This window comes from Bdellovibrio sp. HCB-162, assembly GCF_047344985.1.
Classification (GTDB): Bacteria; Bdellovibrionota; Bdellovibrionia; order Bdellovibrionales; family Bdellovibrionaceae; genus Bdellovibrio.
Genome location: NZ_CP178861.1, coordinates 3,811,873 through 3,836,529 on the forward strand (window position 1 = coordinate 3,811,873; position 24,657 = coordinate 3,836,529).

General features: G+C 44.3%; 24 protein-coding genes. 11 read left to right on the top strand and 13 right to left on the bottom strand.

Features of this window, described 5'->3' with window-relative positions:
- The first annotated feature begins 67 nt into the window (after positions 1-67).
- Positions 68-877 (top strand): protein-glutamine glutaminase family protein, encoded by an 810-nt coding sequence (locus ACLSSO_RS18435; protein WP_413943686.1) that lies wholly within the window; start codon positions 68-70, stop codon positions 875-877.
- A 31-nt stretch (positions 878-908) separates the two neighbouring features.
- On the opposite strand, the gene ACLSSO_RS18440 is transcribed toward ACLSSO_RS18435, so the two are convergent.
- The 7 genes from ACLSSO_RS18440 to ACLSSO_RS18470 form a co-directional block, all read right to left on the bottom strand.
- The gene (locus ACLSSO_RS18440) at positions 909-1,379 is read right to left on the bottom strand and encodes a 23S rRNA (pseudouridine(1915)-N(3))-methyltransferase RlmH (RefSeq protein WP_413943687.1); all 471 of its coding nucleotides are present in this window, start codon (positions 1,377-1,379) and stop codon (positions 909-911) included.
- Between the two features lie 2 nt (positions 1,380-1,381).
- The gene (nadD, locus tag ACLSSO_RS18445; RefSeq protein WP_413943688.1) at positions 1,382-2,413 is read right to left on the bottom strand and encodes a nicotinate (nicotinamide) nucleotide adenylyltransferase; all 1,032 of its coding nucleotides are present in this window, start codon (positions 2,411-2,413) and stop codon (positions 1,382-1,384) included.
- The gene (gene obgE, locus ACLSSO_RS18450; RefSeq protein ID WP_413943689.1) at positions 2,410-3,441 is read right to left on the bottom strand and encodes a GTPase ObgE; all 1,032 of its coding nucleotides are present in this window, start codon (positions 3,439-3,441) and stop codon (positions 2,410-2,412) included. The genes nadD and obgE overlap by 4 nt, the downstream gene beginning before the upstream one ends.
- 104 nt (positions 3,442-3,545) lie before the next feature.
- Positions 3,546-3,806, bottom strand: a complete 261-nt coding sequence (rpmA, locus tag ACLSSO_RS18455; RefSeq protein ID WP_284607521.1) for a 50S ribosomal protein L27 — start codon at positions 3,804-3,806, stop codon at positions 3,546-3,548.
- Positions 3,807-3,836: 30 nt separating this feature from the next.
- Positions 3,837-4,403 (bottom strand): 50S ribosomal protein L21, encoded by a 567-nt coding sequence (gene rplU, locus ACLSSO_RS18460; RefSeq protein WP_413943690.1) that lies wholly within the window; start codon positions 4,401-4,403, stop codon positions 3,837-3,839.
- Between the two features lie 207 nt (positions 4,404-4,610).
- Positions 4,611-6,089, bottom strand: coding sequence for a hypothetical protein (locus ACLSSO_RS18465; RefSeq protein ID WP_413943691.1), 1,479 nt, complete (start codon positions 6,087-6,089; stop codon positions 4,611-4,613).
- 130 nt (positions 6,090-6,219) lie between these two features.
- Complete coding sequence (locus tag ACLSSO_RS18470) at positions 6,220-7,737, bottom strand: Rne/Rng family ribonuclease (RefSeq protein ID WP_340593548.1); 1,518 nt, start codon at positions 7,735-7,737, stop codon at positions 6,220-6,222.
- A gap of 142 nt (positions 7,738-7,879) precedes the next feature.
- Here ACLSSO_RS18470 and ACLSSO_RS18475 point away from each other — a divergent pair, with 142 nt between their 5' ends.
- A complete protein-coding gene (locus ACLSSO_RS18475) occupies positions 7,880-8,980 on the top strand; it encodes a type IV pilus twitching motility protein PilT (RefSeq protein WP_413943692.1) in 1,101 nt (366 codons plus the stop codon).
- Between the two features lie 4 nt (positions 8,981-8,984).
- Here the strand turns inward: ACLSSO_RS18475 and ACLSSO_RS18480 are convergent, their stop codons facing one another.
- Positions 8,985-9,359 carry a hypothetical protein gene (locus ACLSSO_RS18480; protein ID WP_413943693.1) on the bottom strand — a complete coding sequence of 125 codons (375 nt, stop codon included), beginning with the start codon at positions 9,357-9,359 and terminating at the stop codon, positions 8,985-8,987.
- A 59-nt stretch (positions 9,360-9,418) separates the two neighbouring features.
- Here ACLSSO_RS18480 and deoC point away from each other — a divergent pair, with 59 nt between their 5' ends.
- From deoC to ACLSSO_RS18515, 7 genes are all read left to right on the top strand, one after another.
- Positions 9,419-10,081, top strand: coding sequence for a deoxyribose-phosphate aldolase (deoC, locus tag ACLSSO_RS18485; protein ID WP_295903478.1), 663 nt, complete (start codon positions 9,419-9,421; stop codon positions 10,079-10,081).
- Complete coding sequence (locus ACLSSO_RS18490) at positions 10,081-11,400, top strand: thymidine phosphorylase (RefSeq protein ID WP_295903482.1); 1,320 nt, start codon at positions 10,081-10,083, stop codon at positions 11,398-11,400. The genes deoC and ACLSSO_RS18490 overlap by 1 nt, the downstream gene beginning before the upstream one ends.
- A complete protein-coding gene (locus ACLSSO_RS18495; protein WP_413943694.1) occupies positions 11,400-12,254 on the top strand; it encodes a purine-nucleoside phosphorylase in 855 nt (284 codons plus the stop codon). The genes ACLSSO_RS18490 and ACLSSO_RS18495 overlap by 1 nt, the downstream gene beginning before the upstream one ends.
- A gap of 161 nt (positions 12,255-12,415) precedes the next feature.
- The gene (locus ACLSSO_RS18500) at positions 12,416-13,648 is read left to right on the top strand and encodes a S8 family peptidase (protein ID WP_413943695.1); all 1,233 of its coding nucleotides are present in this window, start codon (positions 12,416-12,418) and stop codon (positions 13,646-13,648) included.
- Between the two features lie 137 nt (positions 13,649-13,785).
- Positions 13,786-15,354 (top strand): acyl-CoA carboxylase subunit beta, encoded by a 1,569-nt coding sequence (locus ACLSSO_RS18505; RefSeq protein WP_295903491.1) that lies wholly within the window; start codon positions 13,786-13,788, stop codon positions 15,352-15,354.
- A gap of 32 nt (positions 15,355-15,386) precedes the next feature.
- A complete protein-coding gene (gene accC, locus ACLSSO_RS18510) occupies positions 15,387-16,889 on the top strand; it encodes an acetyl-CoA carboxylase biotin carboxylase subunit (RefSeq protein WP_295903494.1) in 1,503 nt (500 codons plus the stop codon).
- A gap of 2 nt (positions 16,890-16,891) precedes the next feature.
- Complete coding sequence (locus ACLSSO_RS18515) at positions 16,892-17,419, top strand: acetyl-CoA carboxylase biotin carboxyl carrier protein subunit (protein WP_295903497.1); 528 nt, start codon at positions 16,892-16,894, stop codon at positions 17,417-17,419.
- A gap of 72 nt (positions 17,420-17,491) precedes the next feature.
- Here the strand turns inward: ACLSSO_RS18515 and ACLSSO_RS18520 are convergent, their stop codons facing one another.
- From ACLSSO_RS18520 to ACLSSO_RS18535, 4 genes are all read right to left on the bottom strand, one after another.
- Entirely contained in the window at positions 17,492-18,184 is a 693-nt protein-coding gene (locus ACLSSO_RS18520; RefSeq protein ID WP_295903498.1) for a hypothetical protein, read from the bottom strand.
- A 109-nt stretch (positions 18,185-18,293) separates the two neighbouring features.
- Positions 18,294-19,055: a twin-arginine translocase subunit TatC gene (gene tatC / locus ACLSSO_RS18525; RefSeq protein WP_413943696.1), complete on the bottom strand. Its 762-nt coding sequence runs from the start codon at positions 19,053-19,055 to the stop codon at positions 18,294-18,296.
- Complete coding sequence (locus ACLSSO_RS18530) at positions 19,052-19,342, bottom strand: twin-arginine translocase TatA/TatE family subunit (RefSeq protein ID WP_413943697.1); 291 nt, start codon at positions 19,340-19,342, stop codon at positions 19,052-19,054. Before ACLSSO_RS18530 ends, tatC begins: the two co-directional genes overlap by 4 nt.
- Before the next feature lie 33 nt (positions 19,343-19,375).
- A complete protein-coding gene (locus ACLSSO_RS18535) occupies positions 19,376-20,011 on the bottom strand; it encodes a hypothetical protein (RefSeq protein WP_295903505.1) in 636 nt (211 codons plus the stop codon).
- Between the two features lie 131 nt (positions 20,012-20,142).
- On the opposite strand from ACLSSO_RS18535, the gene ACLSSO_RS18540 reads away from it, so the two are divergent.
- Positions 20,143-21,204 carry a hypothetical protein gene (locus tag ACLSSO_RS18540; RefSeq protein ID WP_413943698.1) on the top strand — a complete coding sequence of 354 codons (1,062 nt, stop codon included), beginning with the start codon at positions 20,143-20,145 and terminating at the stop codon, positions 21,202-21,204.
- Between the two features lie 261 nt (positions 21,205-21,465).
- Entirely contained in the window at positions 21,466-22,044 is a 579-nt protein-coding gene (locus ACLSSO_RS18545) for an HD domain-containing protein (protein WP_413943699.1), read from the top strand.
- On the opposite strand, the gene ACLSSO_RS18550 is transcribed toward ACLSSO_RS18545, so the two are convergent.
- A complete protein-coding gene (locus ACLSSO_RS18550; protein ID WP_413943700.1) occupies positions 22,045-24,645 on the bottom strand; it encodes a M16 family metallopeptidase in 2,601 nt (866 codons plus the stop codon).
- Positions 24,646-24,657: the final 12 nt, after the last annotated feature.

The window sequence follows — 24,657 nt, forward strand, 5'->3', positions numbered from 1 at the left end:
AATGCCTCACTGCAAAATCTTTGACAGGCATTTGTTAGGGGCCTAGAACGAACTTATAGAGGGGTCTATGAAATTCTTATTCGCACTTTTGCTGTCACTAGGTTTGTCTTCTTCGGTTTTTGCTAAAGGTCTTTCTTCTCACCGCCACGCGAATGAGCCTTATGAGACCGCCCGCAACAGACATTTCTTCGGTCAAACTTTTGATGTTCCCTTTCAAATGCAAGACATGTCAGCGGATGCAACCACTCGTTTTGTTTCTGCTGAAAGAGCAAAGAAGCCTCTAAAAAATTTAGACATCAAAGAAATTCCTGATGTTGGCTCTTATGCTGATATGGAAAATCAGTTTTTCTATATTCGCGACACTCGTTTCTTAACGACTCAAGATAAAAACTTCCCGCGCCGTTTGACTTGGATGTATCCAGATGACGGCTGCTATGCCCGCGCGGAAGTCGCGAAGTTTGAATTAGAAAATCACAACTTCCCAGCTCCAAAAAAAGTTTTCGTCTTCGGAAATCTTTCTGCACTTTCAGATAATTCACCAACGGGTTCTGTTCAATGGTGGTACCACGTTGCTGTTTCTTACCGTGTAGGTGCTGACGTTTACATTTTCGATCCTGCTCTTGAACCACAACGTCCTTTGAAATTGGCTGAGTGGAACAAACTTGTCGGTGGAGACAACGCTTACGTTCAATACTCCATCTGCGATCATGAAACTTACGACCCATCAGGCGATTGCTATCACCCGACTCCACAAAGCAAGAACGACGCTTATTATGAGCAAAAATCTTTCTTGCAATACGAGTGGGATCGCCTCTTGGAATTGAAACGCAATCCACAAGAAGAATTGGGCAATAACCCACCTTGGTTGAACAAATAGTAACTAATAAAAAGCGGCCACAAGCCGCTTTTTAAATATTGTGGTAGGGGATTTTTTTGATGATGGTGAACGCGCGATAGATCTGCTCAAGACTCATCGCCTGAGCCATCAGATGATTCATCACCATCGGCGAGAGTGCCACTTTTAAATCCGCTCTTTTACGAACGTCTTCGTTCACTCCAAAAGCGCCGCCAATAATGAAGACGGTGCGCTTCTTCGAACTTCCCAAAATGTTTTCAATTTTTTTGGAAAACTGAATCGAATCAAGGACAGAGCCGCGCTCATCGAAAAGCACTACGTAATCATCGCTATTGATATTTTTTAAAATGAGTTCGGATTCTTCGTTGCGTTTAAAATCAGCGTCTTCGCGGGCTGACTTTTTTGCCTTCAGGGACTGAATGTCGAAGGGAATAAAGAAGGAGATCTTCTTTTTGTACAACTCGCTCACCTCATCGGCCCATGCCTCTTTTGCAGTGGCGAGGTTGTACAAAACGAATTTCATGACTAGTGAGCCTCAGGCTTTCCTACGTAAGGATCTTTAAGGCCCAGGTCTTTACCTTCTCTCCACAAGTTCTCAAGGCTGTATTCTTGACGAACGAAATCGTAGAAAATGTGAACGATCAAAGCACCGTAGTCGACAAGAACCCAGCGGCCTTCGTCGATTCCTTCCACGCTTTGTGGATGCACGTTGTATTCTTCTTTCACCGCAAGCACGATGTTTTCAGCCATCGCAGCCGCGTGACGAGTTGAAGTACCGGACGCAATCAAAGTGAATTCACTCGGAGCCGCGACACCGCGCAAATCAAAACCACGAACATTAATTCCTTTTTTTGAGAACAAAACGTCAGCGCAGAACTCAGTGAATTTTGTAAAATCACCGATACGGTCGCCCAAGTTTCTGTAGATCTTGTTTTCTTTGATGTAAGACTCAACAGCGAGTGGTAAATACTTCTCAACCGGTTTTCCTGTGCGAAGCCATTTGCGAAGTTCTGTTGCAGAGATCTCGATATCACGCAAAGTGATAAATTGAATGTTTCTGCCCGTCGAAAGCTCGATAAAGTTGAAATCAAAATCAGAAACCAGAGGCTTCAAGTAGCCTGGCATTTCTTCAAGTGATTCCGGAGTTTCGTAGCCAGGACGAGTGGTAACGATCAAGTTCGTCTCGGAAAGAATCTTTTGATAATCTTTCCACTGAGCCAACTCTTCAAATTTGTCAGCACCAACGATCAAATACAAATCAGAAGCTTCGTATGTTTTACGAAGGTTCATAACTGTGTCGATCGTGTAGCTCATGCCACCGCGTTTGATTTCCTGATCATCAACGAAGTAAGTTTCGCCGTATTGCTCAAAAGCCAAACGAGTCAATTGCAGACGTTGTTCAGGCGTTGGGCCTTCAACCGGAGTCTTCAGCGGATTTTGTGCTGCTGGAATAACGTGAACTTTGCCAAGGCCTACTTTTTTCGCCACTGTTTGAATGGCGTTGATGTGACCCATGTGCGGAGGATTAAAACTTCCACCAAAAATACCTATTTTCATTCTGATTCCTCTTCTAAAATCTCGTGAGCAAGCTCTTGCACAAGTTCTTTGATGTTCTTACCTGTGACAGCAGAAATCGCAAAAGGTTCAGTTCCTGTGATTTCTTTGAATTTGTTTTTAAGCTTGATCAGTTGAGTTTCACCCAAGGTGTCGATTTTATTGAGCACAACAAACTGAGGACGCGTGGCAAGAGGGAAGAAACCCTCTTTGTCCTGATTGTTTTTATCGTACATCTCAAGTTCATAGTTAATATCTTGAAAATCTTGAACCGGATCACGGCCTGACAATCCTGAAGCATCCACCAAGTGAATGAAAAAGCGCGTGCGCTCAACGTGCTTCAAGAACTGAATACCAAGACCCACACCTTCGTGTGCACCTTTCACAAGGCCCGGAATATCGGCAACCACAAACGAAGAGTAGTCACCGGCTTTAACGACTCCCAAGTTTGGAGTCAGTGTTGTGAACGGATAATCTGCGATCTTTGGTTTCGCAGCAGAGATACGAGAAATCAAAGTGGACTTTCCAGCGTTTGGAAATCCAACGATTCCTACGTCGGCGATCAGTTTGAGTTCTAACTTAACTTCGATCTCTTCGCCTTCTTCGCCCGGTTGAGCATAATCAGGAGCTTGATTCACGCTGGTTTTGAAAAATTCATTTCCTTTTCCACCGCGACCGCCTTTAAGCAAAACATATTCATTAATGTCCGTCATATCGACGATGATTTCGCCTTCAAGCGTACGGATGATAGTTCCTTGAGGAACGATCAAGACAAAATCTTCCCCATCATGACCCGCTTTTTGGCGGCCCATGCCCATCTGCCCACTTTGAGCGGCGTATCTTTTATTCTGACGAATATCTACGAGAGAATTGATATGACGAGATGTACGAATGATAACATCACCGCCCTTACCTCCGTCGCCCCCATCGGGACCTCCACGAGGCATCATAGATTCTCGGCGATAACTTACGCAGCCAGGACCGCCGCGACCAGACGCTAATGTGATTTTAACTTCATCGATGAATTTCATTTACAGCACCGTATACAACAAAAAAGGAGCCTTGGATGGCTCCTTTTTATGTATTGAAAAAATCTCTTGGTGCTTATCAGGAAGAGCTAATCTACGAACGCAGATTAAACAGCTTTAGGATAAACACTAACTTTGAAACGCTCTTTAGAGAAACGTTCAAATTTAACAAGACCTTCGATAACAGAGTAGATCGTGTAGTCACGACCCATTTTAACATTGTTGCCCAAGTGGAATTTTGTTCCACGTTGACGAACGATGATTGTTCCTGGAAGAACTTTTTCGCCACCAAATCTTTTTACGCCAAGTCGTTTACTCTGTGAGTCACGACCGTTCTTTGTACTACCACCGGCCTTCTTACTTGCCATGATGAACCTCTCTTAAGAAATTTTTAAAAATTAAGCTTTTTTAGAAGTTTTCTTTGCTGCTTTTTTCTTCGCGCCAGTTTTAGTCGCTTTTTTCGCAGTCTTTTTAACTGCTTTCTTAGCAACTTTCTTCTTCGCTACTTTTTTAGCGGCTTTTTTAACAACTTCTGCAGTGCCTTTGTTCTCAGCGCGCTCTTTACGAGCTGCTACGCGAGCTTGTGCTTTTTCAGCACGTACTGCTGCTACGTCTACTACATTTGCAGATTCGTCTGTCTTAGCAACTTTTCCGTCTGGAGAAGTGATTGCTTTAACAAAAAGCTCTGTAAACTCTTGTTTGTGAGTTGCGAACTTTCTGTAACCTTGACGACGTTTCTTTTTGAAAACGATTTCTTTTTTTGTTTTAGCTTGCTTAGTAACAACAACAGTTACTTTCGCGCCTTTTACAAGAGGTTGACCAACATGAGTGGACTCACCACCAACCATCAAGATTTCGTTGATATCAAACTCTGCACCAAGCTTTTGCTCAAGCTTATCTACTTGAACTACATCACCAGCTTGAACTTTATATTGCTTACCGCCTGTACGAATAATCGCGTACATGAGAACCTCCAGCTACCCGAATTAAGAAGATGGTAAATGCCACCTCGCACTAGGTTTTGTCAACCTAATACATGCTATTTTTTTCAGCTTTTTCAGGGAGAAAAAGAGGTTAAACGGAAGACCCCCTAAAAGCAAACAAATTTGCTAAATTTTAGGAAGGTCCAGGGTTTAAATAAAAGCCTTACTTTTCAGCATCTTAGCTTAAAATCAAGGCTTCAAAAGTTCACGTTTCCAGGCATCACCCAGCTGGAAGTTCTTATTATTGACGACCGCTTCAATCAACTTTCTATGGTCCTCATATGCTTTTTGCACACCCGGCTTATCGCGGTTCTTGGCGGCGATGACACGCAGCTCGTCCTTTTCGCGGCGAAGGGTTTCAAAAATAACCTCGGCTTTTTCGTTCGAACGCAAAGAGGCCTTACTCTTAATATAGTAGTCGGCGGCCTGCTCATATCTTTCTGCCCGTGCATTAAGTTCTGCTCCAACCAAATAATCACGCTCCGACTTCGGTGCTTTGGCGTCTTTCATAAAGACTTCATAAGAGTCGGCTGAGTTGCGATAGCGAGCTGTTGCATCTTTCACGTTACCCGCCACACGCAGTTTGTCTGCTTCAAGACGAGCTTCGTTAGCAAAGTTGCGCGCTTTTTGTGTGTCACTATAAAGACCGGCAACCCCTTGGCGCATCAGAGTGCTTCGCTCTGCATCCGAAAACCCTGCCGCTTTTAAGATATCCGCTTTTTGTTTTAGGTCCGTTGCAGAGTAAGTTCCGTAACCGCGACCAGTTTCAGCGCCGACTTCGTGTGCTTTGATCAAAGCTTGGCGTTGCTGTTCAGAGAGACTCCGGCCTAATAATTTTTCGGCCTCAGCCACTCGCTGCGGATTTGAAAGCTTCGCCATGCGCGCTAGATCCACAGCTGCCTCAGTCGTTTTTGTAGCGACATTAGCTTCTTTTGCAGCCATGCCGGCGGCTTTTAATAATTTTCCAAGCTTCGGGGCTTTTGCAAGAAGGCCTGCGGCTCCTGCAGGATTTACGACAGAGAAAACTCCATAACAGATCATCTCAGCCTGAGTTTTTGTATCAAAGCACGCAAGCTTCACACCTTGTTTTTTAAGATAGTCTTTTCCTTTTTCAAGAAGGCTTTTAGAAACCTGCACCGCTTTATCAAGATCCGCTTTGGTCAGGTCGCCCTTCATATACATATACGCATACGCCAAAGGAGCCAAAATCGGATTTGAGAGCATCATGTTGCGAGGTGCGTTTTGAAGAGACGTCTTAAGTGCATTATTGCGACATTCAACATTCGTCCAACATGCTTTGATCGCTTCAGCACCTTTGCCTGCGAGTTCAGGAACAGACGCAATGGCATCCCAGAATTCTTTACCTACATCCACCGCGCCCGAAAAACATCCGCGCAATTGATCAATCGGAGTTGCAATCGCACCATCACACAAAGCTTTTGGATCACACGAACGAATGTGTTTTGCGGCGTCTGCATCCGCTTTCGCAAGATCTTCGCAGCCCACGGCTTTTTGTTCCCACTTACAAGCCTCGGAAGCCAACTGCAAAGGCTGGGGAACCTTGTCGCACTTTCCAAGAAGTTGCGAACACGCCATCGGCAAACTCTGCGACCACGACAGCATTGGAAGAAAAAAACTAATAATAAGGATGAGCAAACTGTTCCGCATGATTTTCTAATCGGAAATCAATTTGCTGTTCTAAAGAGTTGATGATTTTAAAAACAAAGAGATCCCCAGAAATAAGTCTAGAAATACATCTAATTCCGGGGATTATTTTAAAGAACTGGGCCAAAAAAATTTAAACAAAGAAAATCTCGTATTGTTCCAAATGGTAGTTCGGTTCAATTTTGAAAGCGACAGAGCGGCCGAGTTTTTTCTCGATACCTTCTAAACTTTCACCTTCAACTTCGTAAATCCAGTCAACAACTTCGCTGTGACAGTGAATGACAACGTTGGTTTTTTTATTGATCAGCATATCGGCATCACGCTCTAGCTCACGGAAGATTTCATTTGCAACCGTAGACTTGCGTTTGATGTAGCCTTTTCCATCACAGTACGAGCACGGTTCACACAGTGTCTTAATCAAGCTTGGACGAATGCGCTTACGGGTCATCTCAACAAGTCCCAACTGTGACATTGAAACGATGTTCGTGCGCGCGCGATCTCGTTGCAGTTCTTCGGCCAAAGTTTCTAAAACTTTTTCGCGGTGAGATTCTTTTTCCATATCGATGAAATCGATGATGATAATCCCACCACAGTTTCTGATACGAAGCTGATGCGCGATCTCGCGAACCGCTTCCAGATTGGTTTTTAGGATCGTGTCTTCTAAATCTTTTTTACCGACGAACTTCCCTGTGTTGACGTCAATGACCACCAAAGCTTCGGCTTCGTCGATCACGATGTAACCACCGGATTTCAACCAAATTTTTCTTTCCATCGAACGGGAAATTTCAATGTCGATGTCGTACAGATCAAACAACGGTTTTTGCTCTTCATAAAGCACGATGTTTTGCTTGTACTTCGGCATGAATTGCGACACGAATTTTACAACTTTTTTGTGAATCTCAACGTTATCCACCCATACGCTCGTGACGTCTTCACTCATAAGGTCACGCAAAGCGCGAAGTTCCACGTCTAATTCTGTGTGAACATTTCCCGGTGTTTTTTTCTTTTCGTAGTTTTTGAAAATTTCTTTGCTGAGGCGATCTAGATACTCAATATCGGCCTTCAACATTTCTTCCGAGGCGCCCTCCCCCGCAGTACGCACGATCACACCGCCGGAAGGATTGATTTTTTGAACAAGCTGACGAAGACGCTCTCTTTCACCTTCATCTTCAATACGACGAGAAATTCCCAAGTGGCGAACAGTAGGAAGAAAGACTACGAAACGACCCGGCAAAGACAAGTGTGTTGTGAGCCTTGCTCCTTTTGTGCCGAGGGGATCTTTGGCCACCTGAACTAAAATTGACTGACCCTCTTTGAGAAGATCTTGAATCGGTGTCTTGTTGTGATGTGTGGGAATTTTATCGTCATCACCCTCATCCAAGGGTTCCTCACGATCTACATCCGAAAGAAAATTATCGTCAACATCCTCGCGTATATCGCCGACGTATAAAAATGCGGCCTTTTCTAGACCAATGTCTACGAAGGCGGCTTGCATGCCCGGTAAGACGCGAATGACAGTGCCGCGGTGAATAGACCCGACCAAGGTCGGAGAAGTTTTTCGTTCAATTTTGAGGTCCGAAAGAATTCCGGTATCGACATAAGCAACACGAGTCTCTTGAGGGCGAACGTTGATGAGAATTTCTGCAGACACAAGATCCTCCTGAAAACACTAAGGAACACACACTACATCTACTTCATTAGTCCAGAAACAAGACCGATAGCAAATATTATTTAATATTGAAGCATATCTGACCGAAAAGATCATGGAAATAGAGCCTTTACGGAGAGTAACGATGGCAACAATTGATGAACTGTTTAAACTCATGGTGGAACAAGGAGCATCCGACTTGCATATCACAAGCGGTGCGCCTCCGTATCTTCGCCTTCATGGAAACATGGTTCCATTGAACTATCGCGAACTCACCAATCAAGACGTGCAAGGTCTGCTCTTCGAAATTCTTTCTGAAAAGCAAAAGAAAGCCTTCGTTGAAAAATGGGAATTGGATTTCGCTTACACTTTGTCAGGCATTGGTCGTTTTCGTTGCAATATCTTTATGCAAAGAAAAGGGCTTGGCGCCGTTATGCGTATCATCCCTGAAAAAATTAAAACTGCGCAAGAATTGGGCGTGCCACCATCAGTGATGGATTTGATCGATTGCGATCGCGGTTTGATTCTTGTAACAGGTCCAACAGGTTCTGGTAAATCGACGACCTTGGCTGCGATGATCCATCAAATCAACATGACTCGCGAAGCGCACATCATCACGGTTGAAGATCCTATCGAGTTCGTTCATCCAAACTTAAAAGCTTTGGTGAACCAACGTGAAGTGGGAAGTCATACAAAAAGTTTTGCGAACGCTTTGAAAGCGGCTCTGCGTGAAGACCCGGATATCTTGCTCGTGGGTGAGTTGCGTGACTTGGAAACGATTTCTTTGGCACTGACTGCCGCAGAAACGGGTCACATCGTGTTTGGTACTCTTCATACGAACAGTGCTGCAAAAACTATTGACCGTATCATTGACGTTTTCCCGGCGGGACAACAACAACAAATCCGTACGATGCTGGCAGAAAGTTTGCGCGGAGTTGTCGCGCAAACACTTTTCTCTCGCGCGGATGGACAAGGTCGTGTGGCTGCTTACGAAATTATGAGAAATACAAAAGCCATCTCGAACTTGATTCGTGAAGGTAAAGTCCACCAAATTCCTTCGGCGATGCAAACAGGTTCAAGCCAAGGTATGGTGCTCTTCGAAAAATACATCGAAGACTTGGTTCGCAAAGGGAAAGTTTCTGCAGCCGATGCAAAAACATTCCTCGGCCAGGCTGGCGGTGGAGATACAACCGTTCAGGGAACTCTTGCTGGAAGTTCAGCAGGCCCAAGAACGAAAGTGGGATAAAAATTTAAAAGCTGTATGTAAGTTGAATCAATGGAGGGGCTTTAGCATAGGATGCTGAGGCCCTTCGACTTTTTAGATCTTGCTCAAGCACTTGTGAATAATCGTGAGCCGGTGGCGCAGGCTGCGAAGAGTCATAAAGAACATATCCGACTCCCCCGACAAAGCCGAGCAGAGCCCCTAATGTGATATTGTTTGTATGTTCTTGAGGCTCTCCATAGAAGGAAAGCGTGCTCAGGCCTAGGATTGCGCCGCCTAAGCTTGCAAAAAGAACCGTCGCGACGTTGCGCTTAACGGTTCTGTTGGTCTGTGAAAAAGAGGCTTGAGAAGTGAAGATAATGAGTGCTGCTAGTAAAACTGAGGTCCACTTCTGTGGGGTCATGATTGCCTCCTGCAATGAACTAAGATAACTTTTCTTATTTAAACACCCCGAGGTGCCCTGTGCAACTAAGTCGTTATATTGATCACACTCTTTTGAAGCCTGAAGCGCAATTAGCGCAAATTGAAAAACTCTGCGCGGAAGCGAAAGCGAACAACTTTTTTAGCGTCTGCGTGAATACGTCTTACGTTTCCACGTGTGCGAAGCTTCTTGCGGATTCTTCTGTGAAAGTCTGCTGCGTTGTGGGCTTTCCTTTGGGAGCTATGGATACAGTCAGCAAGGCTTTTGAAACTGAGACTGCCATTAAAAACGGTGCTGATGAAATCGATATGGTGATTCAAGTCGGCGCTTTGAAAGATCGTCGTCTGGATTATGTTCGTGATGATATCAAGGCTGTTGTGAAAGCGGCTCAAGGTCGCACTGTGAAAGTGATCATCGAAACTTCTTTGTTAAATCAAGAAGACAAAACTTTGGCGTGCAAAGCCGCTCTTGAAGCCGGTGCGCATTTCGTAAAAACATCCACGGGTTTTGGCGGTGGTGGCGCGACGATTGAAGATGTAAAATTGATGAAGTCCGTTGTCGGCGACAAAATGGAAGTGAAAGCTTCAGGTGGGATAAAAGATGCCGCGCAAGCACGCGCGATGATTGAAGCAGGTGCCACTCGTCTTGGCACAAGCTCAGGCGTCACGATTGTTCAAGGTGGCACCGTTCAAGGAGGTTACTAATGGCATTTCTTCCGGCAGAAATTATTAAGGCAAAACGCAATGGTGGATCTCTGAACTATGACGAGATCAACGAATTTATTTTGGGTTATGCTCGTGGGCAGATTCCTGATTATCAGATGTCGGCTCTTTTGATGGCGATTTATTTCCGCGGCATGACGACGGAAGAAACTTTGTCGTTAACAAAAGCGATGCTTCACTCGGGCGAAGTCGTAGATTTTTCTTCTGTGGCGGGATTTAAAGTTGATAAACACTCCACAGGTGGCGTTGGTGATAAAACAAGTTTGATTTTGGGTCCTATTGTTGCCGCAGCAGGTGTTCCGGTTCCGATGATTTCCGGTCGTGGTCTTGGTCACACCGGTGGAACTTTGGATAAGCTTGAATCCATTCCTGGATTTAACACGCAAAAATCTTTAACAGAGTTTGTGGACCTTGTTCGCAAACATTTAATTTGTTTTATTGGACAAACAAAAGAGATCTGCCCTGCTGATAAAAAAATCTATGCCCTTCGTGATGTGACGGCGACAGTTGAAAGTCTGCCTTTGATTTGCGCTTCCATCATGTCAAAAAAATTAGCAGAAGGTGTTGATGGACTTGTCCTTGATGTGAAGTACGGTTCAGGTGCCTTTATGAAAACTCCGGCGATGGCCGAAGAGTTGGCTTTGAATCTCATGGCGATTGCTCGCGGTTACGGCAAAAAAGTCACTTCACTTTTAACAAATATGGATCAACCTTTGGGCCGCTATGCAGGAAACTCCCTGGAAGTTGAAGAGTGTGTTGCCATCATGAAGAACGAAAAATTCATGGGACCTGGTGGTTATGATCTTTACGAAGACACGCGTGAACTGAGTTTGCGACTTTCTGCTCACATGTTGTTATTAGCGGGCGTTGGTAAGAATGAAGAAGAGTCTTACAAAGTTGCAAGTGAGATGCTCACTTCTGGAAAAGCCATGGCGAAGTTTGAAGAACTTTGCTCCATCCACGGCGGAAATTTAAAAGCGCTTCCTAAACCAAAATATAACGTGAATATAACCACGGATAAACCTGGTTTCGTGCATGCGTTTCATACGGAAAGTATTGGCGTTGCTGGCATTATCATCAAAGCAGGACGCGCTCAGACGACGGATATTATTGCTCCCACTGCGGGCATTGAATTTCATGTGAAAGTGGGCGATGAAGTGAAAGCCGGGGACACCGTCTTCACACTGCATGGCGATGATAAAGATTTGTTGATGTCAGCAGTTCCGCTCTTGAAATCAGCAATCACTATTTCCTTGCCAAAAATTGCAAAGCCTAGTTTGATACTCAAGACATTGAGCTAATGCTCGATTTGTCCGCACGAGAAAAAAAGGAACGTATTTTGGTACTTAATAAGCTTCAAGAAACTGTCAGCTACATCCGCACAAAGACATCGGCAAAACCGAAGATTGGTGTCGTGTTGGGCTCGGGTCTTGGCGCTTTTGTTAAGGACGTTGAGGTGGAGTGCACACTCCCCTACAAAGAAATTCCGCATTTTTCTCCGCCAACAGTCGAAGGCCATTCCGGAAATTTGATTTTCGGAAAAGTCGGCAATCAATCCATCGTGATTCTTCAAGGTCGCAATCACTACTACGAAGGTCACAGCATGGAGTCTGTCGTGTTCCCAACAAGAACACTGGCGATGTTGGGCATTGAGACTTTGATTTTGACTAACTCTGCGGGCGGCTTCGGCGAAAACATGCAAGCCGGAGATTTTATGATCATCGAAGATCATATTAATCTTATGGGCACGAATCCTTTGATGGGACCAAACATCAAGGAACTTGGCCCTCGTTTTCCTGATATGACGGAAGCTTACGACAAGCGCCTGATCGAAGTGATGGAAGAATTGCTTTTAAAACAAGGCACTCGCTTTCACAAAGGCGTTTACTGTGGCGTAAGTGGTCCGACTTATGAAACTCCTGCGGAAGTTCGTTATTTGAAACTCATTGGTGGAAAAGCTGTCGGTATGAGTACAGTGCCAGAAACCATTGCTGCCAATCATCTGGGCCTTCGTGTAGCGGCTTTAAGCTGCATTACAAATTTGGCGGCAGGTGTTTCTTCTCAAAAACTTTCGCACGATGAGGTTACGGAAACCGCTAAAAGAGTGGAATCTCAGTTCATTTCTTTCTTAAAAGAATTCATCGGTCAGATCTGAATATTCTTCAGCTCCAATACCTTGGACCTCTCAAAGTATTTTAGGTCCAGTTTCACCCTTCTAGCCTCAAAATAAGACATATAATGACCGAAGAGCTAACCGGTTGGGCCGTTTCGCGGAGTCCTATTGATGGGACCTGTTAGGCCCGCATAGAGGTGAACATGGATGTTCAGAAGATTCTCTCGGCGGTTGCTTGCGTCTTAGTTTTATCATCTTGTGGCAACAAAAAGTCGAGCAGTTCGGTGTTTCCTGAGAATGGAGCCCTGGATTCAAGCGCTTGCATGGGTCAAGCGATTCAAAACAAATTCATCGTGCAGTGGGAAGATGGAAAATTCACTGTGGAGTCCGCAAAAGACGCTGATGAATTTACGAAAAAATTTATCGAGCCTAATTTAGAAAACATTCGTTACGTTGAATACGATCGCCATCTGCAAGTTGAAAAAACAGATGAAGTTCGCACGACGGGATTCACCGACAGCTGGGGGCAGGATAAAGTTTCTGTTCGCAATGTGTGGGCACAAGGTGTTTACGGACAGAATGTGAAAGTCGCCGTGGTGGATGCTTACGTCGATTACACTCATCCTCAGATTGCTCCGCGAATTGCGATCAATACTGGCGAAATTCCTAACAATGGAAAAGACGACGACGGCAATGGTGTTGTTGATGACTACTATGGAGCAAGTTTTGTTTCTGTTCCTAGTAACAATCAAACTCCAAGCTCGCACGGGACTCACGTTGCCGGCATTATTGCGGCGGACTCTCGCTATGGTTCTGTCGAAGGCATGGCTCCGCAGGCGCAAATTATTCCTGCGCAGTTTATTGCCAACGATGGTGGTGGTTCGTTAGGTGATGCGGTTCTTGCACTTCAATACTCTGCAAGTCGTGGCGCTAAAATCATCAATGCAAGCTGGGGTGGTGCACCTTGTGTCGCTTCACTTCGCAATACATTTCAGGAGTTGCAAAACAAAGGAATCTTAGTTGTTGTTGCTGCGGGAAATGATGGAAGAGATATCGATGTCTACCCTGAGTTCCCTGCTTCGTTTAATTTTTCAAATCAAATCACAGTGGCCGCTTCTTCTGTGACCGACTTCATGACTTCATGGTCAAACAGTGGATTTAACTTTGTTCATCTTGCGGCTCCAGGTGAAAGAATTTTGAGTACGGTGCCTGGGAACACAACGGCTTACATGGATGGAACGAGTATGGCGGCTCCGTTTGTCACAGGTGCAGCGGCCCTTCTTTGGAGTGCCCGTCCGAACGCAACAGCCACGCAAATTAAGCAGGCGATTTTGCAGTCCGTCGATGTGTCCGCAGGACACGAATTTAAAGTAAATACTCGAGGACGACTCAACGTCGATCGGGCTCTTCAAGTCTTGAAGCAGTTAGTTCCATAAATTCAATAAGATAGGTCATTTATCGCAGGGCATAATATCTATGCTCTGCGTCTCTCATTTTAGATGATTCCTTACATCCTCGTGATAGATTGGTCCCTTGTTTTTTATAGGGGTCTATCCCTCAAAAAAGGAATCATATGAGCACAGAAATTTCATCTGGCATTCAAGCTCGTCTTAACGATCTTGAAAAAAGAAATGAAGCCGCTATGGCTGGCGGGGGCGCAGCCCGTATTGCAAAACACAAACAAGGCGGACGCTTAACAGCTCGCGAACGCATTGATGTCCTGCTTGATCCAGGCAGCTTTGTGGAAATGGATCGTTTTGTCACTCACCGTTGCACAAACTTCGGAATGGATAAAACAGTTGTTCCTGGCGACGGTGTTATCACTGGTTACGGTCGTATCAACGGCAAACTTGTCTATGTCTCTTCACAAGATTTCACCGTGATCGGTGGATCTATGTCTCGCACGCAAGCTAACAAAATTTGCAAAGTCATGGATTTGTCGATGAAGAACGGGGCTCCGTTTATTTCTATCAACGACTCTGGTGGCGCGCGCATCCAAGAAGGTATCGAGTCTCTTGGAGGTTACGCTGATATTTTCACTCGCAACACGATGGCTTCAGGCTTGGTTCCACAAATCACAGCGATCATGGGCCCATGTGCGGGTGGCGCGGTTTACTCCCCTTCGATCACTGACTTTGTATTCATGGTTAAGAACACAAGCTACATGTTTGTAACGGGACCTGATGTTATTAAAACAGTGACTCATGAAGAAGTAACAAAAGAAGAATTGGGTGGAGCAACAACTCACTCTGCAAAATCAGGTGTCGCTCACTTCGCTGCTGAAGATGACAAGCACTGCTTGCTTTTGATTCGCGAGTTGATGAACTTCCTTCCTTCGAACAATTTGGACGATGCTCCTGTTCTTCCGACAAACGATCGCCCAGATCGCGTAACGGAAGCGTTGAACACATTGATTCCTGAAAATCCTAAGAAACCTTACGACATGCTTTCTGTGATCACAGAGTGCGTAGATGAAGGTTACTTCTTGGAAGTTCACAAACACTTCGCACAAAACGTGATCGTTGGTTTTGCACGCTTTAACGGCCGCCCTGTGGGTATCGTTGCCAACCAACCGCAAGTTTTGGCGGGTTGCTTAAACATCGAAGCTTCTCGTAAAGCAGCACGCTTTATCCGCTTCTGTGATGCTTTCAACATTCCTATTGTTTCTTTCGTCGACGTTCCTGGTTTCTTGCCTGGTAAAGATCAAGAGTGGAACGGCATCATCACTCATGGCGCCAAGTTGTTGTATGCCTACGCTGAAGCAACAGTTCCTAAGATCACTGTGATCACTCGTAAAGCTTACGGTGGTGCTTACATCGTGATGGGTTCTAAGTTGTTACGCTCTGACGTGAACTTGGCTTACCCTTCTGCGGAAATCGCCGTGATGGGTGCTGAAGGTGCTGTCAGCATCATCAGCCGCGAAGAGATCAGCAAAGCAAAAGATCCTGCTGCGGAAAAAGCTCGTTTGACGGCTGAGTACGAAGCGAAATTCAGCAACCCATACGTGTCTGCTGAACTTGGCTACACAGATGAAGTGATCGATCCTGCGATGACTCGCAAACGCATCATTGATTCTTTGGAAATGCTTAAACATAAACGCGATATCACTCCAGCGAAGAAACACGGAAACATTCCTCTTTAGGAAGTGTCTCTGAACTGGAATAAGGAAAGATTATGGCATTATTTAAAAAAATCCTGATCGCAAACCGTGGAGAAATCGCCATTCGTGTCACTCGCGCTTGCCGTGAGTTGGGTATCGCGTCTGTGGCGGTTTTCTCTGATGCGGATCGCGACAGTCTTCACGTCTTTTTGGCGGACGAGGCCTATCACATTGGGCCTTCTCCTTCTAAAGAGAGCTATTTGAATTATAAAAAAATTATCGAAGTCGCCAAGCAAGCAGGTGTCGACGCTGTTCACCCTGGTTACGGTTTTCTTTCTGAGAACACGACATTTGCAAAAGCGCTTGAAGAGGCTGGCATCACGTTCATCGGCCCTACGGTTGCAAACATTGAATCGATGGGTGACAAACTTTCTGCAAAAGCTTTGATGAAAAAAGCTGGCGTTCCAACGGTTCCTGGCTCTGACGGTGGCGTTGATACGGTTGAACAGGCTCTTGCGATTGCGGAAAAAATTGGTCTTCCGGTTATCATCAAAGCCTCTGCCGGTGGTGGTGGTAAAGGGATGCGTGTGGTTCGTAAGATGGACGAGCTTGAAAGTGCGTTCCGCGCTTGCCGCTCTGAAGGTCAGAACTATTTCGCAGACCCGACTGTTTACATCGAAAAATTCGTCAACGATCCAAAACACATTGAAATTCAAGTGTTCGGCGATAAGCACGGTAACCATGTTCACTTGTTTGAGCGTGAGTGCTCAGTGCAGCGTCGTCATCAAAAGATCATTGAAGAGTGTCCGTCTCCTTCTGTGCCTCACGAAGTTCGTTTGCGCATGGGTGAAGCGGCAGTTCGCGCAGCAAAACAAATCAACTATGTTGGCGCAGGAACAATTGAATTTATCTTCGATAATGCGACTAAAGAATTCTACTTCATGGAGATGAACACGCGTCTTCAAGTAGAACATCCTATCACTGAAATCGTAACTGGTTATGATTTGGTGAAAGAGCAAATTTACGTGGCTGCAGGCAAACCTTTGTCTTTCAAACAAGAAGACATCAAACAAAAAGGTCATGCCATCGAAGCTCGTATCTGCGCTGAAGATCCTGTTACGTACAAACCACATCCTGGTGTGATTCGCGCTTGCCGCCATCCGCAAGGACCATTCATGCGTGTGGACTCTTACGCTTACCCTGGTTACGAAGTTCCTATCTATTACGATCCAATGATCGCAAAGCTTATCACTTGGGGTGAAACTCGTGAGGAAGCCATTGATAGAATGCAACGTGCATTGTCCGAGTTCGTATTAACGGGAATTAAAACCAATATCGTTCTTCATAAAACGATCTTGGATCATCCGAAATTCCGCGACGGATCTTACACGACTCAATTTATCGAGAAGAACTTTGAAGTTATCGAGCCTCAGCTCTTTAAAGAAGTTGAAGATCCTGTGTTCCTCATTGCTGCCGCTATCACGGCTTACAATGATCGTAAATCCAAAGACGTTCGCCAGCTCAATCTCACTTCCAATTGGAAGCGTGTGGGCCGCAAACTTCAGTTAAGGACGTAACCATGTACTTTGAAGCAGAACTCAAAGGTAAAAAATTTAAAGTCGATGTGACCGAGCAAAAAAGCGCTTGGAAAGTGTCTTTGCAAGAAGAAGGTAAAGACTGGGTTCACTACGACATCTCTAAAAACGATTACAAACAAGCCGAGCAGTACATCAGCTTCTTGTTCGAAGGAAAATCTTATCTGGTCGACGTGATCGGGCAAGATACCGAGTACACGGTTTTCACCCGTAACTCTTTCCGCGCGATCAAAGTATTCAATGATGAAATGCTTTTGCATGAATCTTTGAAAAAAGGTGGCGGCTTCGGTGGCGATCAGGAATTGAAATCAGGTATGCCTGGTAAGATTATCGAGATCTTCGCAAAAGAAGGCGAAATCGTGAAAGCCAATAAGCCATTGCTTATTATGGAAGCGATGAAAATGGAAAATGAAATGCGTGCTTCTCGCGATGTAAAAATCAAAGAGATCAAAGTGAAGCAAGGTGACTCTGTTGAGTCCGGCGCTGTTTTGATTAAGTTTGAAGAGCCGTAAGATTTTTTGTCCTTAAAAATAAAAAGGCCAAGGTTTTTTCCTTGGCCTTTTTTATTGTCTTTAGAAAGCGAATTAAGGAAATTTCAACTGAGAGCAGCGATTTTTCAAAAAGGCCGCAAGTCCTTTATCATCGAACTTGAACATCACATCGCCACTGCCGAAATATTTAAACACTTCGGAGTTTCTGACTGCACAAGACTTACCTAAAGAATCTTTGAACGTCGACTTTCCGTTGGCATTGCTCGTAGGTGAATTACCTACCTTAAATCCGCCGTCCATTAGAAGGCCTTGATAATTTGAAATTTCAATGCCGCCGCGATTTCCTGGTTCGACGTAGTCGGCAACCGTAATATTAGCTCTGGAAATACTTTTTAGGCGGGCTTTCTTTGTATCAAAGACGAACTTATCTCCCGTCACATGCGTGACTTCGAGTTCGCGAGCATTGTCATCCCATTTATATGAAAAAGAATCGTTTACGCGTGGAAACATAAAGAATTCGCGAGCCGCTGTGGTTTGCGATTCATCACCAGGTCCAAAAGAATTAAACACCATAAAAAGACCTTCTGTCGTCAAAAGGTGATCACGATAGTTTAGCTCTACATAGGCATCTTGCGGAGTCACAGAAAAGAAGCAAGATTCCGTACTGCTTGACCAGATTTGTTGGATTTGTGTGCCGTCACGACGTTCAACAATGTCCGGGCATTTCGCTGAATCCACAGCGTGAGCCACTCCGGTCATCATCAAAAGACCAATAAGAAAAGACATGAACCCCTCCTTGAGCCAAAGTCTCTGCTTACAAGCTTGGCAGCACTGTCGACAATCGGTCAACAGTGTTCCTTAACGACTTCATATTAGAAGGTATTACCTGGACTTATTATTCGCGTTCGTTAACGCGCAGACTTTCTTCACGTTTCTTTTCGAAGATACCGACAATAAAGACGCCCGCCTCAAAAAGCAAAAGCATTGGAACCAACATCATGACCATGCTGAGAAGGTCTGGTGGTGTGATCACCGCTGCAATCACGGCAATTGTCATTACCGCGTAACGACGGTTCTTTTTTAAAAATCCCTGGCTAACGATGCCAAGCATCCCTAAAACAACAATCACTAACGGAAGTTCGAAGGCCACGCCAAACATCAGACACATTTGCGTGAAAAAGCCCATGTACTGATCGATAGAGATCATCGGTTTATCGATGTCACCACCAAACGTCATCAAGAATTGAAACGCCATTGGCAAAGCGACGTAGTAAGAAAACACAGCGCCTAAAAGAAAAAGCACAGTTCCTGAAATAATAAAGCCCATCGTGTATTTACGCTCTTTCGCATAAAGACCTGGAGCAATAAATTTCCAAACTTGATAAAGCCAGAATGGACAAGAAAGTAAAATACCGCACACGAAAGCCAACTTCAGATGTGCGATGAATTTATCCAGAGGCCCCGTGTAGATCAAACCGCCACCCGGAAGATACGGTGCAATCGGTGCTCTGACGAAATTAAAAATCTTTTCGCTAAATCCGTAGCAAACACCCGTTGCTAAAACCAAAATGTAAATGCAATTAATCAGACGCTTACGAAGTTCAGCAAGATGGTCATACAAAGACTGAGCTTTTGAATCGAGTTCTTCACTTCTCATGATGGCTTGTGCTCTTCTTTTTTATCAGCTGCAACTTCCGTCAATTCCATTTGTTGTGGCTCTGACTGCGACGTTTTTTCTTCCGGATGAGGAATGTGATTTCTTTCCGGTGGAGAATTAAAATCAATGCGGTCGATACGAGCTTGTTGTTTTAGCTCTTCGCCAAGAACGTTCGTGCTTCTTTTAAGTTCATTGATGAAACGACCGAGTGTTCGAGCCAATTCAGGAAGCTCTTTAGGCCCGATTACGATCAGGGCTAAAATACCGAGGAAAATAATTTCTGACATGCCTAAGCCGAACATGGCGTCAGCATAGAGGAATCAGCCCTGCTTGCCAAGCTTTACTTGGTCTTGCGGGAGAGTTAAAACCCCCATCTCCACCAGCTTTTCGCGAGCCAATTCTGAACCGGTTCTCATATAGCGGTCGTAGAGACGAAGGATGCTCTCGTCGCTTTTAATAAACGAGTGATGACTGATATAAGTCAAAACATCCACGAAGTCTAAGAAGCGACGGGAGAACGTGTTATAGACTTTGACCATGGTGTCTTCGCGTGTGCAATGAGCCAAAGAGGCATAAGCTGCTCCGCCGATCTCCGCATAGTAATCTATGTCGACAATTTTTCGCGACAAGGAGTCACCGAAAAAGCCGCTAATGTAAAGTGTGCGATCCCCGAGCTTGCGCAGAAGTTCCGTGCGAACAGCGGGCTCTGCGTTTTGAGCAGTCAAATACATCTCTGCGAGTGTTGTGGGATTTTTTTGTCCACTTTCATTGGCATACTCGCTCTCAAAAAGATTGCGCGCATCCAAGTAATGTTGAAGAAGATTGACGAGATAATTTTCCACCAAAGGATAGGTTTGAATTTTCCTCTGGGAGAGTCCTTTTTGAACGAGCTCTTGAAAGAAACCTTCGGGACTTACAAAAAGCTCTACTGATCCGTTCGACGCCTTTTCCCTCATACTTTAAGTTTAACAAATCTGAGACGTTTTTCGGTTAATGTTTTTTAGTTCCTGGGCCTAAGTCTCATAATGAGACGCTTTTTCGAGGTATGCCTTTTGAATTGGTATTTCAGCATTAGGGAGAGCTTCAAATGAAGGCTTCGCGATTGGCTATTGTTTTGTCATGCTTCGGCGTTTTTTGCGCCTCTTCTGCTTTTGCTCAAAGCCGATGTGAATCTTTGTTTTCTTCAGAGTATGCACTTCAAGGTCGTGTTGAAGTGGAAAGTACCGCCCTTCAGGGGCCCAAGGCAGAGGACTTTGCGAAAACTCTCTCTGAAATTGAGTCTTTGCTTTCGCCTTTAGAAATTCCGAAGCAGTCGACTGTCAGAGTGGGAACCGCGTTTAAGGCTTCAAGTTTTAATGCCGAGAATTTTGAAATCTATGTGGGACTGCGCCCAGATTCGATGGGAAAAGTGCATCCTAAAATTAATCAAACAACTTTGGCGCATGAATATGGTCATGCGATTTTTGAACACAATTTATTGAAAGATTTGGAGAGCTACAAAGGCATCAAAGAAGACGCTCTCACTCTTGAAAAACGTCTTCAGGAAAAAGTCGAAGAGGCAAAGCAGCTTGCTTACCGCTCGCAGGTGACCTTTCACAATAAAGAAAAGAAAGCGGAGTTAGAAAACCTTGCTATAGATAAAGCTTATGAAGCCAAGGCCATGTCCGAGAAGCTTCAGAATATGCGTCGTTATTGGCTGATTCGCAGTGCTCATCACGAACTTTTTGCCGACACAATTGCATTAGTGATGACTCGTGATCCGAAAGCGGTGAGTGATCTTCTTACTTCGCGAGAAAAAGAGGCGCAGGTGAAAAAGCACTCTTCAAACGACATCAACATGCGTGATTTTACGAATGGAAGACATCATTTGAATGAACAACGCTGGGAAAAAGAACAAGTTTTGTTTTCAGGCTTCTTCGGTGATGTTTATTATGCTTTCTTACCCGCGCGTTGGGAACTTTGGAAAATCACAAAGAATAAAATTAAGAGCGACAATTATAGAAAAGCTCTGCCTTACAAAGTTTTTTCTATCTTAGAAAGAAATCTTTCTGAGTCTTTTGCGAAAGATCCACAGACTCTTGGCAATGGGTTTAAAGATTTGCAGAAGATGAATCAACAAATCATCGAAGACTTCCGTCGCGAACTTTAAAAAGTATCCAGAACTCAGACACACGATCTTCACGTCTTCGTTCTCAATCATTTTCAATAGAATCTCAAATTTGCAGAATAAAAAAGCGGCCTCAAAGACCGCTTTCTAAGGTCTAGAATTCCCCTTAGCCAAGGAGAATTCTTATGAAAAGATACCCAAACAGTACTCTTTTCGTCAGTTTTTGGAATTTCCTAAAGTCCTACCCTGAAAAAAACTCCCCAAGTCTGGACAGGGGGACGTTCTTGATCATAGTATTCGCCTATGACTATTGAAAGCCTACTTCCTTTTATTAAAGAAATTGATCGTCTTAAAAAAATCGAGAGACAAGCGCTTATTCACAATGGTGGCCGTCGAGAAAATTCAGCGGAACATTCGTGGCATTTAGCGATGACTGTTCTTGTTTTAGAAAAAACATCTCCGCAAAAAATTGATATCGCGAAGGCTGTGAAAATGGCGCTTCTTCATGACATCGTGGAAATCGATGCTGGTGACACGATGGTGTATGGAGATCTTTCTAACAAGAAAGCCAGCGAAGCCGCAGCTCTTGAGAGAATCATGGGCTTGCTGCCTAATACCGTTGCTGAAGAATTTAAGTCTTTGTGGAATGAATTTGAAGAAGGCGTTTCGCCAGAAGCAAAATTCGTTTCTGCGATTGACCGCTTTATGCCGATTTTTTCAAACTACTTAAACGAGGGTTATTCCTGGAAAAATCACAAGGTCACTGTGGATAAAGTTGTGGCCAAGTGCCAGCCGCCGATTTCTGAAGGATTGCCAGAACTTTGGAAAGTGACCGAACGCATGTTGGAAGAATCCGTCGCGGCCGGTCACCTAGCTCGTTAATTATTTCACATCTGTGGGGCCCACAAGACTAATCACTGTGGGCTGCGAGAAGATCTTCTGTGCTAATTTCTGAATATCTTTCGGCGTAATCGCAAAATATTTTTCTGCAACATCCAGACTTTCACGATAATCCAGTCCGTAAATATCATCGAAAAGAATCGCATTGCAGATCGTGCTCTTTCTTTGCAATTCGATATCATGGCGCCCAATCAAATATCTTTGCGCCCGGATCAGTTCTTCTTCAGAAATCTTTGTATCCGCAAGTTTGTGGAATTCAGCCTTCAGCATTGAGATCGCTTTTTCCGCCTTTTCTGGAGAGCATCCGATGTATCCACCGAAATATCCACACTCAATTCCCTCCATGTGCATTGGAGAAACTGAATAAGCCAAAGAGTTTTTGTCACGAAGCTCTAAGAACAATCGTCCTCCCTGACCGCTTAAAATCGACTGAATAATTTCAAGAGTAAAACGATCCGAGTCTTTCAACGTCAAACCACGATAACCAACGATGATGTGACTTTGTTCTTTTTTTAGCTCATGAAAAAGTTTTTTATTCTCTGTTAAAGGAGCTGCTTGGAAACTGTTCGAGATTTTCTCTCCGCGCGGAAGCTCTTTTGTGATTGCTTCCAAAGCTTTCACCCATTTGTCTTTATTGACGTCACCCACAACACAAAAAGTGAGGTTCTTCGCTTGAACCACTTTCTTATAGTAGTCGTGCAACTCTTTTGACGTAATTGCCGCAATGGATTCTTCACTTCCCACAAGGTCACGAGAATACGGGTGTCCTTTAAAAATTTCTTTCATGAAATTCAGAACACAAATCTGCGCCGGATTGTCATTGCGCGATTTGATTTGGTTTTTGATCACGACTTTTTCGCGCTCCAAAATCGCGTCAGGAAATTGAGGGGCTAAAAGAGAATCCGCATAGATCTCGAGCATACGGTCTTCAAAAGGGGAAAGATAATCCATGGAGAGGCCCACAGAGTTCCTTCCACCAAATGCACCAAGGCCTGCCGCCATCTCGTCGACTTTGAGATTAATATCATCTTCCGTAAACTTTTTAGATCCAGAAAGCCAGTTGCGAGAGAAAATCTCCGTTAATCCATTCTGATTTTCTTTTTCGACACGAACGCCGCCCATAAAAGCTGCCTTCATTGCCACATAAGGCGTGTCTTTTTGATCGCGAATTAAAAGAGTCGCACCGGAAGACAGAACAATTTTCTCTGTTTCCGGAGTGTGTTTCACGGCGTCTGTATTGATGTTGAATTTTTTTGCTGCAAATTTTTCTTTTTCTTTAGAAATCTTTGCCGCAGCCAAAGCCTTCTTAAGATCTTTGGCATAATTCTTAAGAATTTTCTCCGCTTCTTTTTTCTCCATATTAGTCATGAGAGAAATACCAAAAGTGTCCGCTTTAAAATATTTCTTCGCGACTTTTTGAATGTCTTCAGGCTTTAAAGTATAAACTTGCTTCATGTACTTTTTGTAGTAGTCATGATCGCCGTAGTAAAACTCATTGCTTCCGGCTTTTCTCGCAATGTTATCCACAGTCTCCATCGAATAAACTTCGTGGCTGGCGAAATTCGTAATCGCTTTTTGCATTTCCGCCGCTGTCGGAGGAGTTTCAATCAAACGAGTCAATTCTGGGGTGATCTTCGCAAGAGCTTGCGCCAAATTTTCTTTTTCAAGATTAAATGAAATCGCAAACAAACCATCTTCTTGCATCGAATAACTGAAAGAACCCACTGAATTTGTCAGAGGTTCCTTGATACGCAAGCTTTGCATCAAACGAGACGAATCCCCTTGTCCTAAAATTGCTGACATCACCTCAAGGGCCGCAATGTCTTTGTTTTTGACATTCGGGATTCTCCAAGTCAGATAACCCGTTGTTTGCTCAAACTTCGTTTCTTCCACTTTGATACGAATATTTTTTTGCGCTGGTTCTTTAGTGCGAGATATTTTTTTAAGTTTGAACGGCTCAAAGGCGCCAAACATTTGCTCGACTTTTTTCTTCATCTCTTTAGATTCAAAGTCACCGGCCACAACCAGGAACATATTCGAAGGCACGTAGCGAGATTGATAGTACTCACGAATTTTTTTATATGAAACCTTGCGCACGACTTTGTCGTACCCAATAACAGGAATTCCATAAGGACTTTTCTTAAAGACATTCGTAAACAACAACTGAGAGGCACGACGGCCCGGGCTGTCCTGACCACGTTTGATTTCTTCAATAACGACTTCGCGCTCATTGTCGATCTCTTTTGGATCAAATGTTGGGAAGCCCATCATTTCACTGATGACGTCCAAAGCGACATCCGAGAATTGTTTTGAAATCGTGACATAAAAAACAGTTTGGTCAAAAGATGTATAAGCATTCAGCTCCCCGCCGGAGCCTTCCACGGTGGCTGCAATTTCACCGACACCGTACTTGCGAGTGCCTTTAAAAACCAAGTGCTCGATAAAGTGAGAAATCCCCTCTTCATTCTTTTTTTCATCCGCGGAGCCTGTTTTCACCCACATTTGAACTGAGACCACCGGAGACTTGTGGCTTTCTAAGAAAAGGACTTTCAGACCGTTTTTTAGTTGAAATTTTTTAGACATACTCTAGATAAC

Coding starts and splice junctions, on each gene's coding strand:
- ACLSSO_RS18435 (WP_413943686.1), top strand. CDS start 68: ATGAAATTCTTATTCGCACTTTTGCTGTCACTAGGTTTGTCTTCTTCG.
- ACLSSO_RS18440 (WP_413943687.1), bottom strand. CDS start 1,379: ATGAAATTCGTTTTGTACAACCTCGCCACTGCAAAAGAGGCATGGGCC.
- nadD (WP_413943688.1), bottom strand. CDS start 2,413: ATGAAAATAGGTATTTTTGGTGGAAGTTTTAATCCTCCGCACATGGGT.
- obgE (WP_413943689.1), bottom strand. CDS start 3,441: ATGAAATTCATCGATGAAGTTAAAATCACATTAGCGTCTGGTCGCGGC.
- rpmA (WP_284607521.1), bottom strand. CDS start 3,806: ATGGCAAGTAAGAAGGCCGGTGGTAGTACAAAGAACGGTCGTGACTCA.
- rplU (WP_413943690.1), bottom strand. CDS start 4,403: ATGTACGCGATTATTCGTACAGGCGGTAAGCAATATAAAGTTCAAGCT.
- ACLSSO_RS18465 (WP_413943691.1), bottom strand. CDS start 6,089: ATGCGGAACAGTTTGCTCATCCTTATTATTAGTTTTTTTCTTCCAATG.
- ACLSSO_RS18475 (WP_413943692.1), top strand. CDS start 7,880: ATGGCAACAATTGATGAACTGTTTAAACTCATGGTGGAACAAGGAGCA.
- ACLSSO_RS18480 (WP_413943693.1), bottom strand. CDS start 9,359: ATGACCCCACAGAAGTGGACCTCAGTTTTACTAGCAGCACTCATTATC.
- ACLSSO_RS18490 (WP_295903482.1), top strand. CDS start 10,081: ATGGCATTTCTTCCGGCAGAAATTATTAAGGCAAAACGCAATGGTGGA.
- ACLSSO_RS18495 (WP_413943694.1), top strand. CDS start 11,400: ATGCTCGATTTGTCCGCACGAGAAAAAAAGGAACGTATTTTGGTACTT.
- ACLSSO_RS18500 (WP_413943695.1), top strand. CDS start 12,416: ATGGATGTTCAGAAGATTCTCTCGGCGGTTGCTTGCGTCTTAGTTTTA.
- ACLSSO_RS18505 (WP_295903491.1), top strand. CDS start 13,786: ATGAGCACAGAAATTTCATCTGGCATTCAAGCTCGTCTTAACGATCTT.
- accC (WP_295903494.1), top strand. CDS start 15,387: ATGGCATTATTTAAAAAAATCCTGATCGCAAACCGTGGAGAAATCGCC.
- ACLSSO_RS18515 (WP_295903497.1), top strand. CDS start 16,892: ATGTACTTTGAAGCAGAACTCAAAGGTAAAAAATTTAAAGTCGATGTG.
- ACLSSO_RS18520 (WP_295903498.1), bottom strand. CDS start 18,184: ATGTCTTTTCTTATTGGTCTTTTGATGATGACCGGAGTGGCTCACGCT.
- tatC (WP_413943696.1), bottom strand. CDS start 19,055: ATGAGAAGTGAAGAACTCGATTCAAAAGCTCAGTCTTTGTATGACCAT.
- ACLSSO_RS18530 (WP_413943697.1), bottom strand. CDS start 19,342: ATGTCAGAAATTATTTTCCTCGGTATTTTAGCCCTGATCGTAATCGGG.
- ACLSSO_RS18535 (WP_295903505.1), bottom strand. CDS start 20,011: ATGAGGGAAAAGGCGTCGAACGGATCAGTAGAGCTTTTTGTAAGTCCC.
- ACLSSO_RS18540 (WP_413943698.1), top strand. CDS start 20,143: ATGAAGGCTTCGCGATTGGCTATTGTTTTGTCATGCTTCGGCGTTTTT.
- ACLSSO_RS18545 (WP_413943699.1), top strand. CDS start 21,466: ATGACTATTGAAAGCCTACTTCCTTTTATTAAAGAAATTGATCGTCTT.
- ACLSSO_RS18550 (WP_413943700.1), bottom strand. CDS start 24,645: ATGTCTAAAAAATTTCAACTAAAAAACGGTCTGAAAGTCCTTTTCTTA.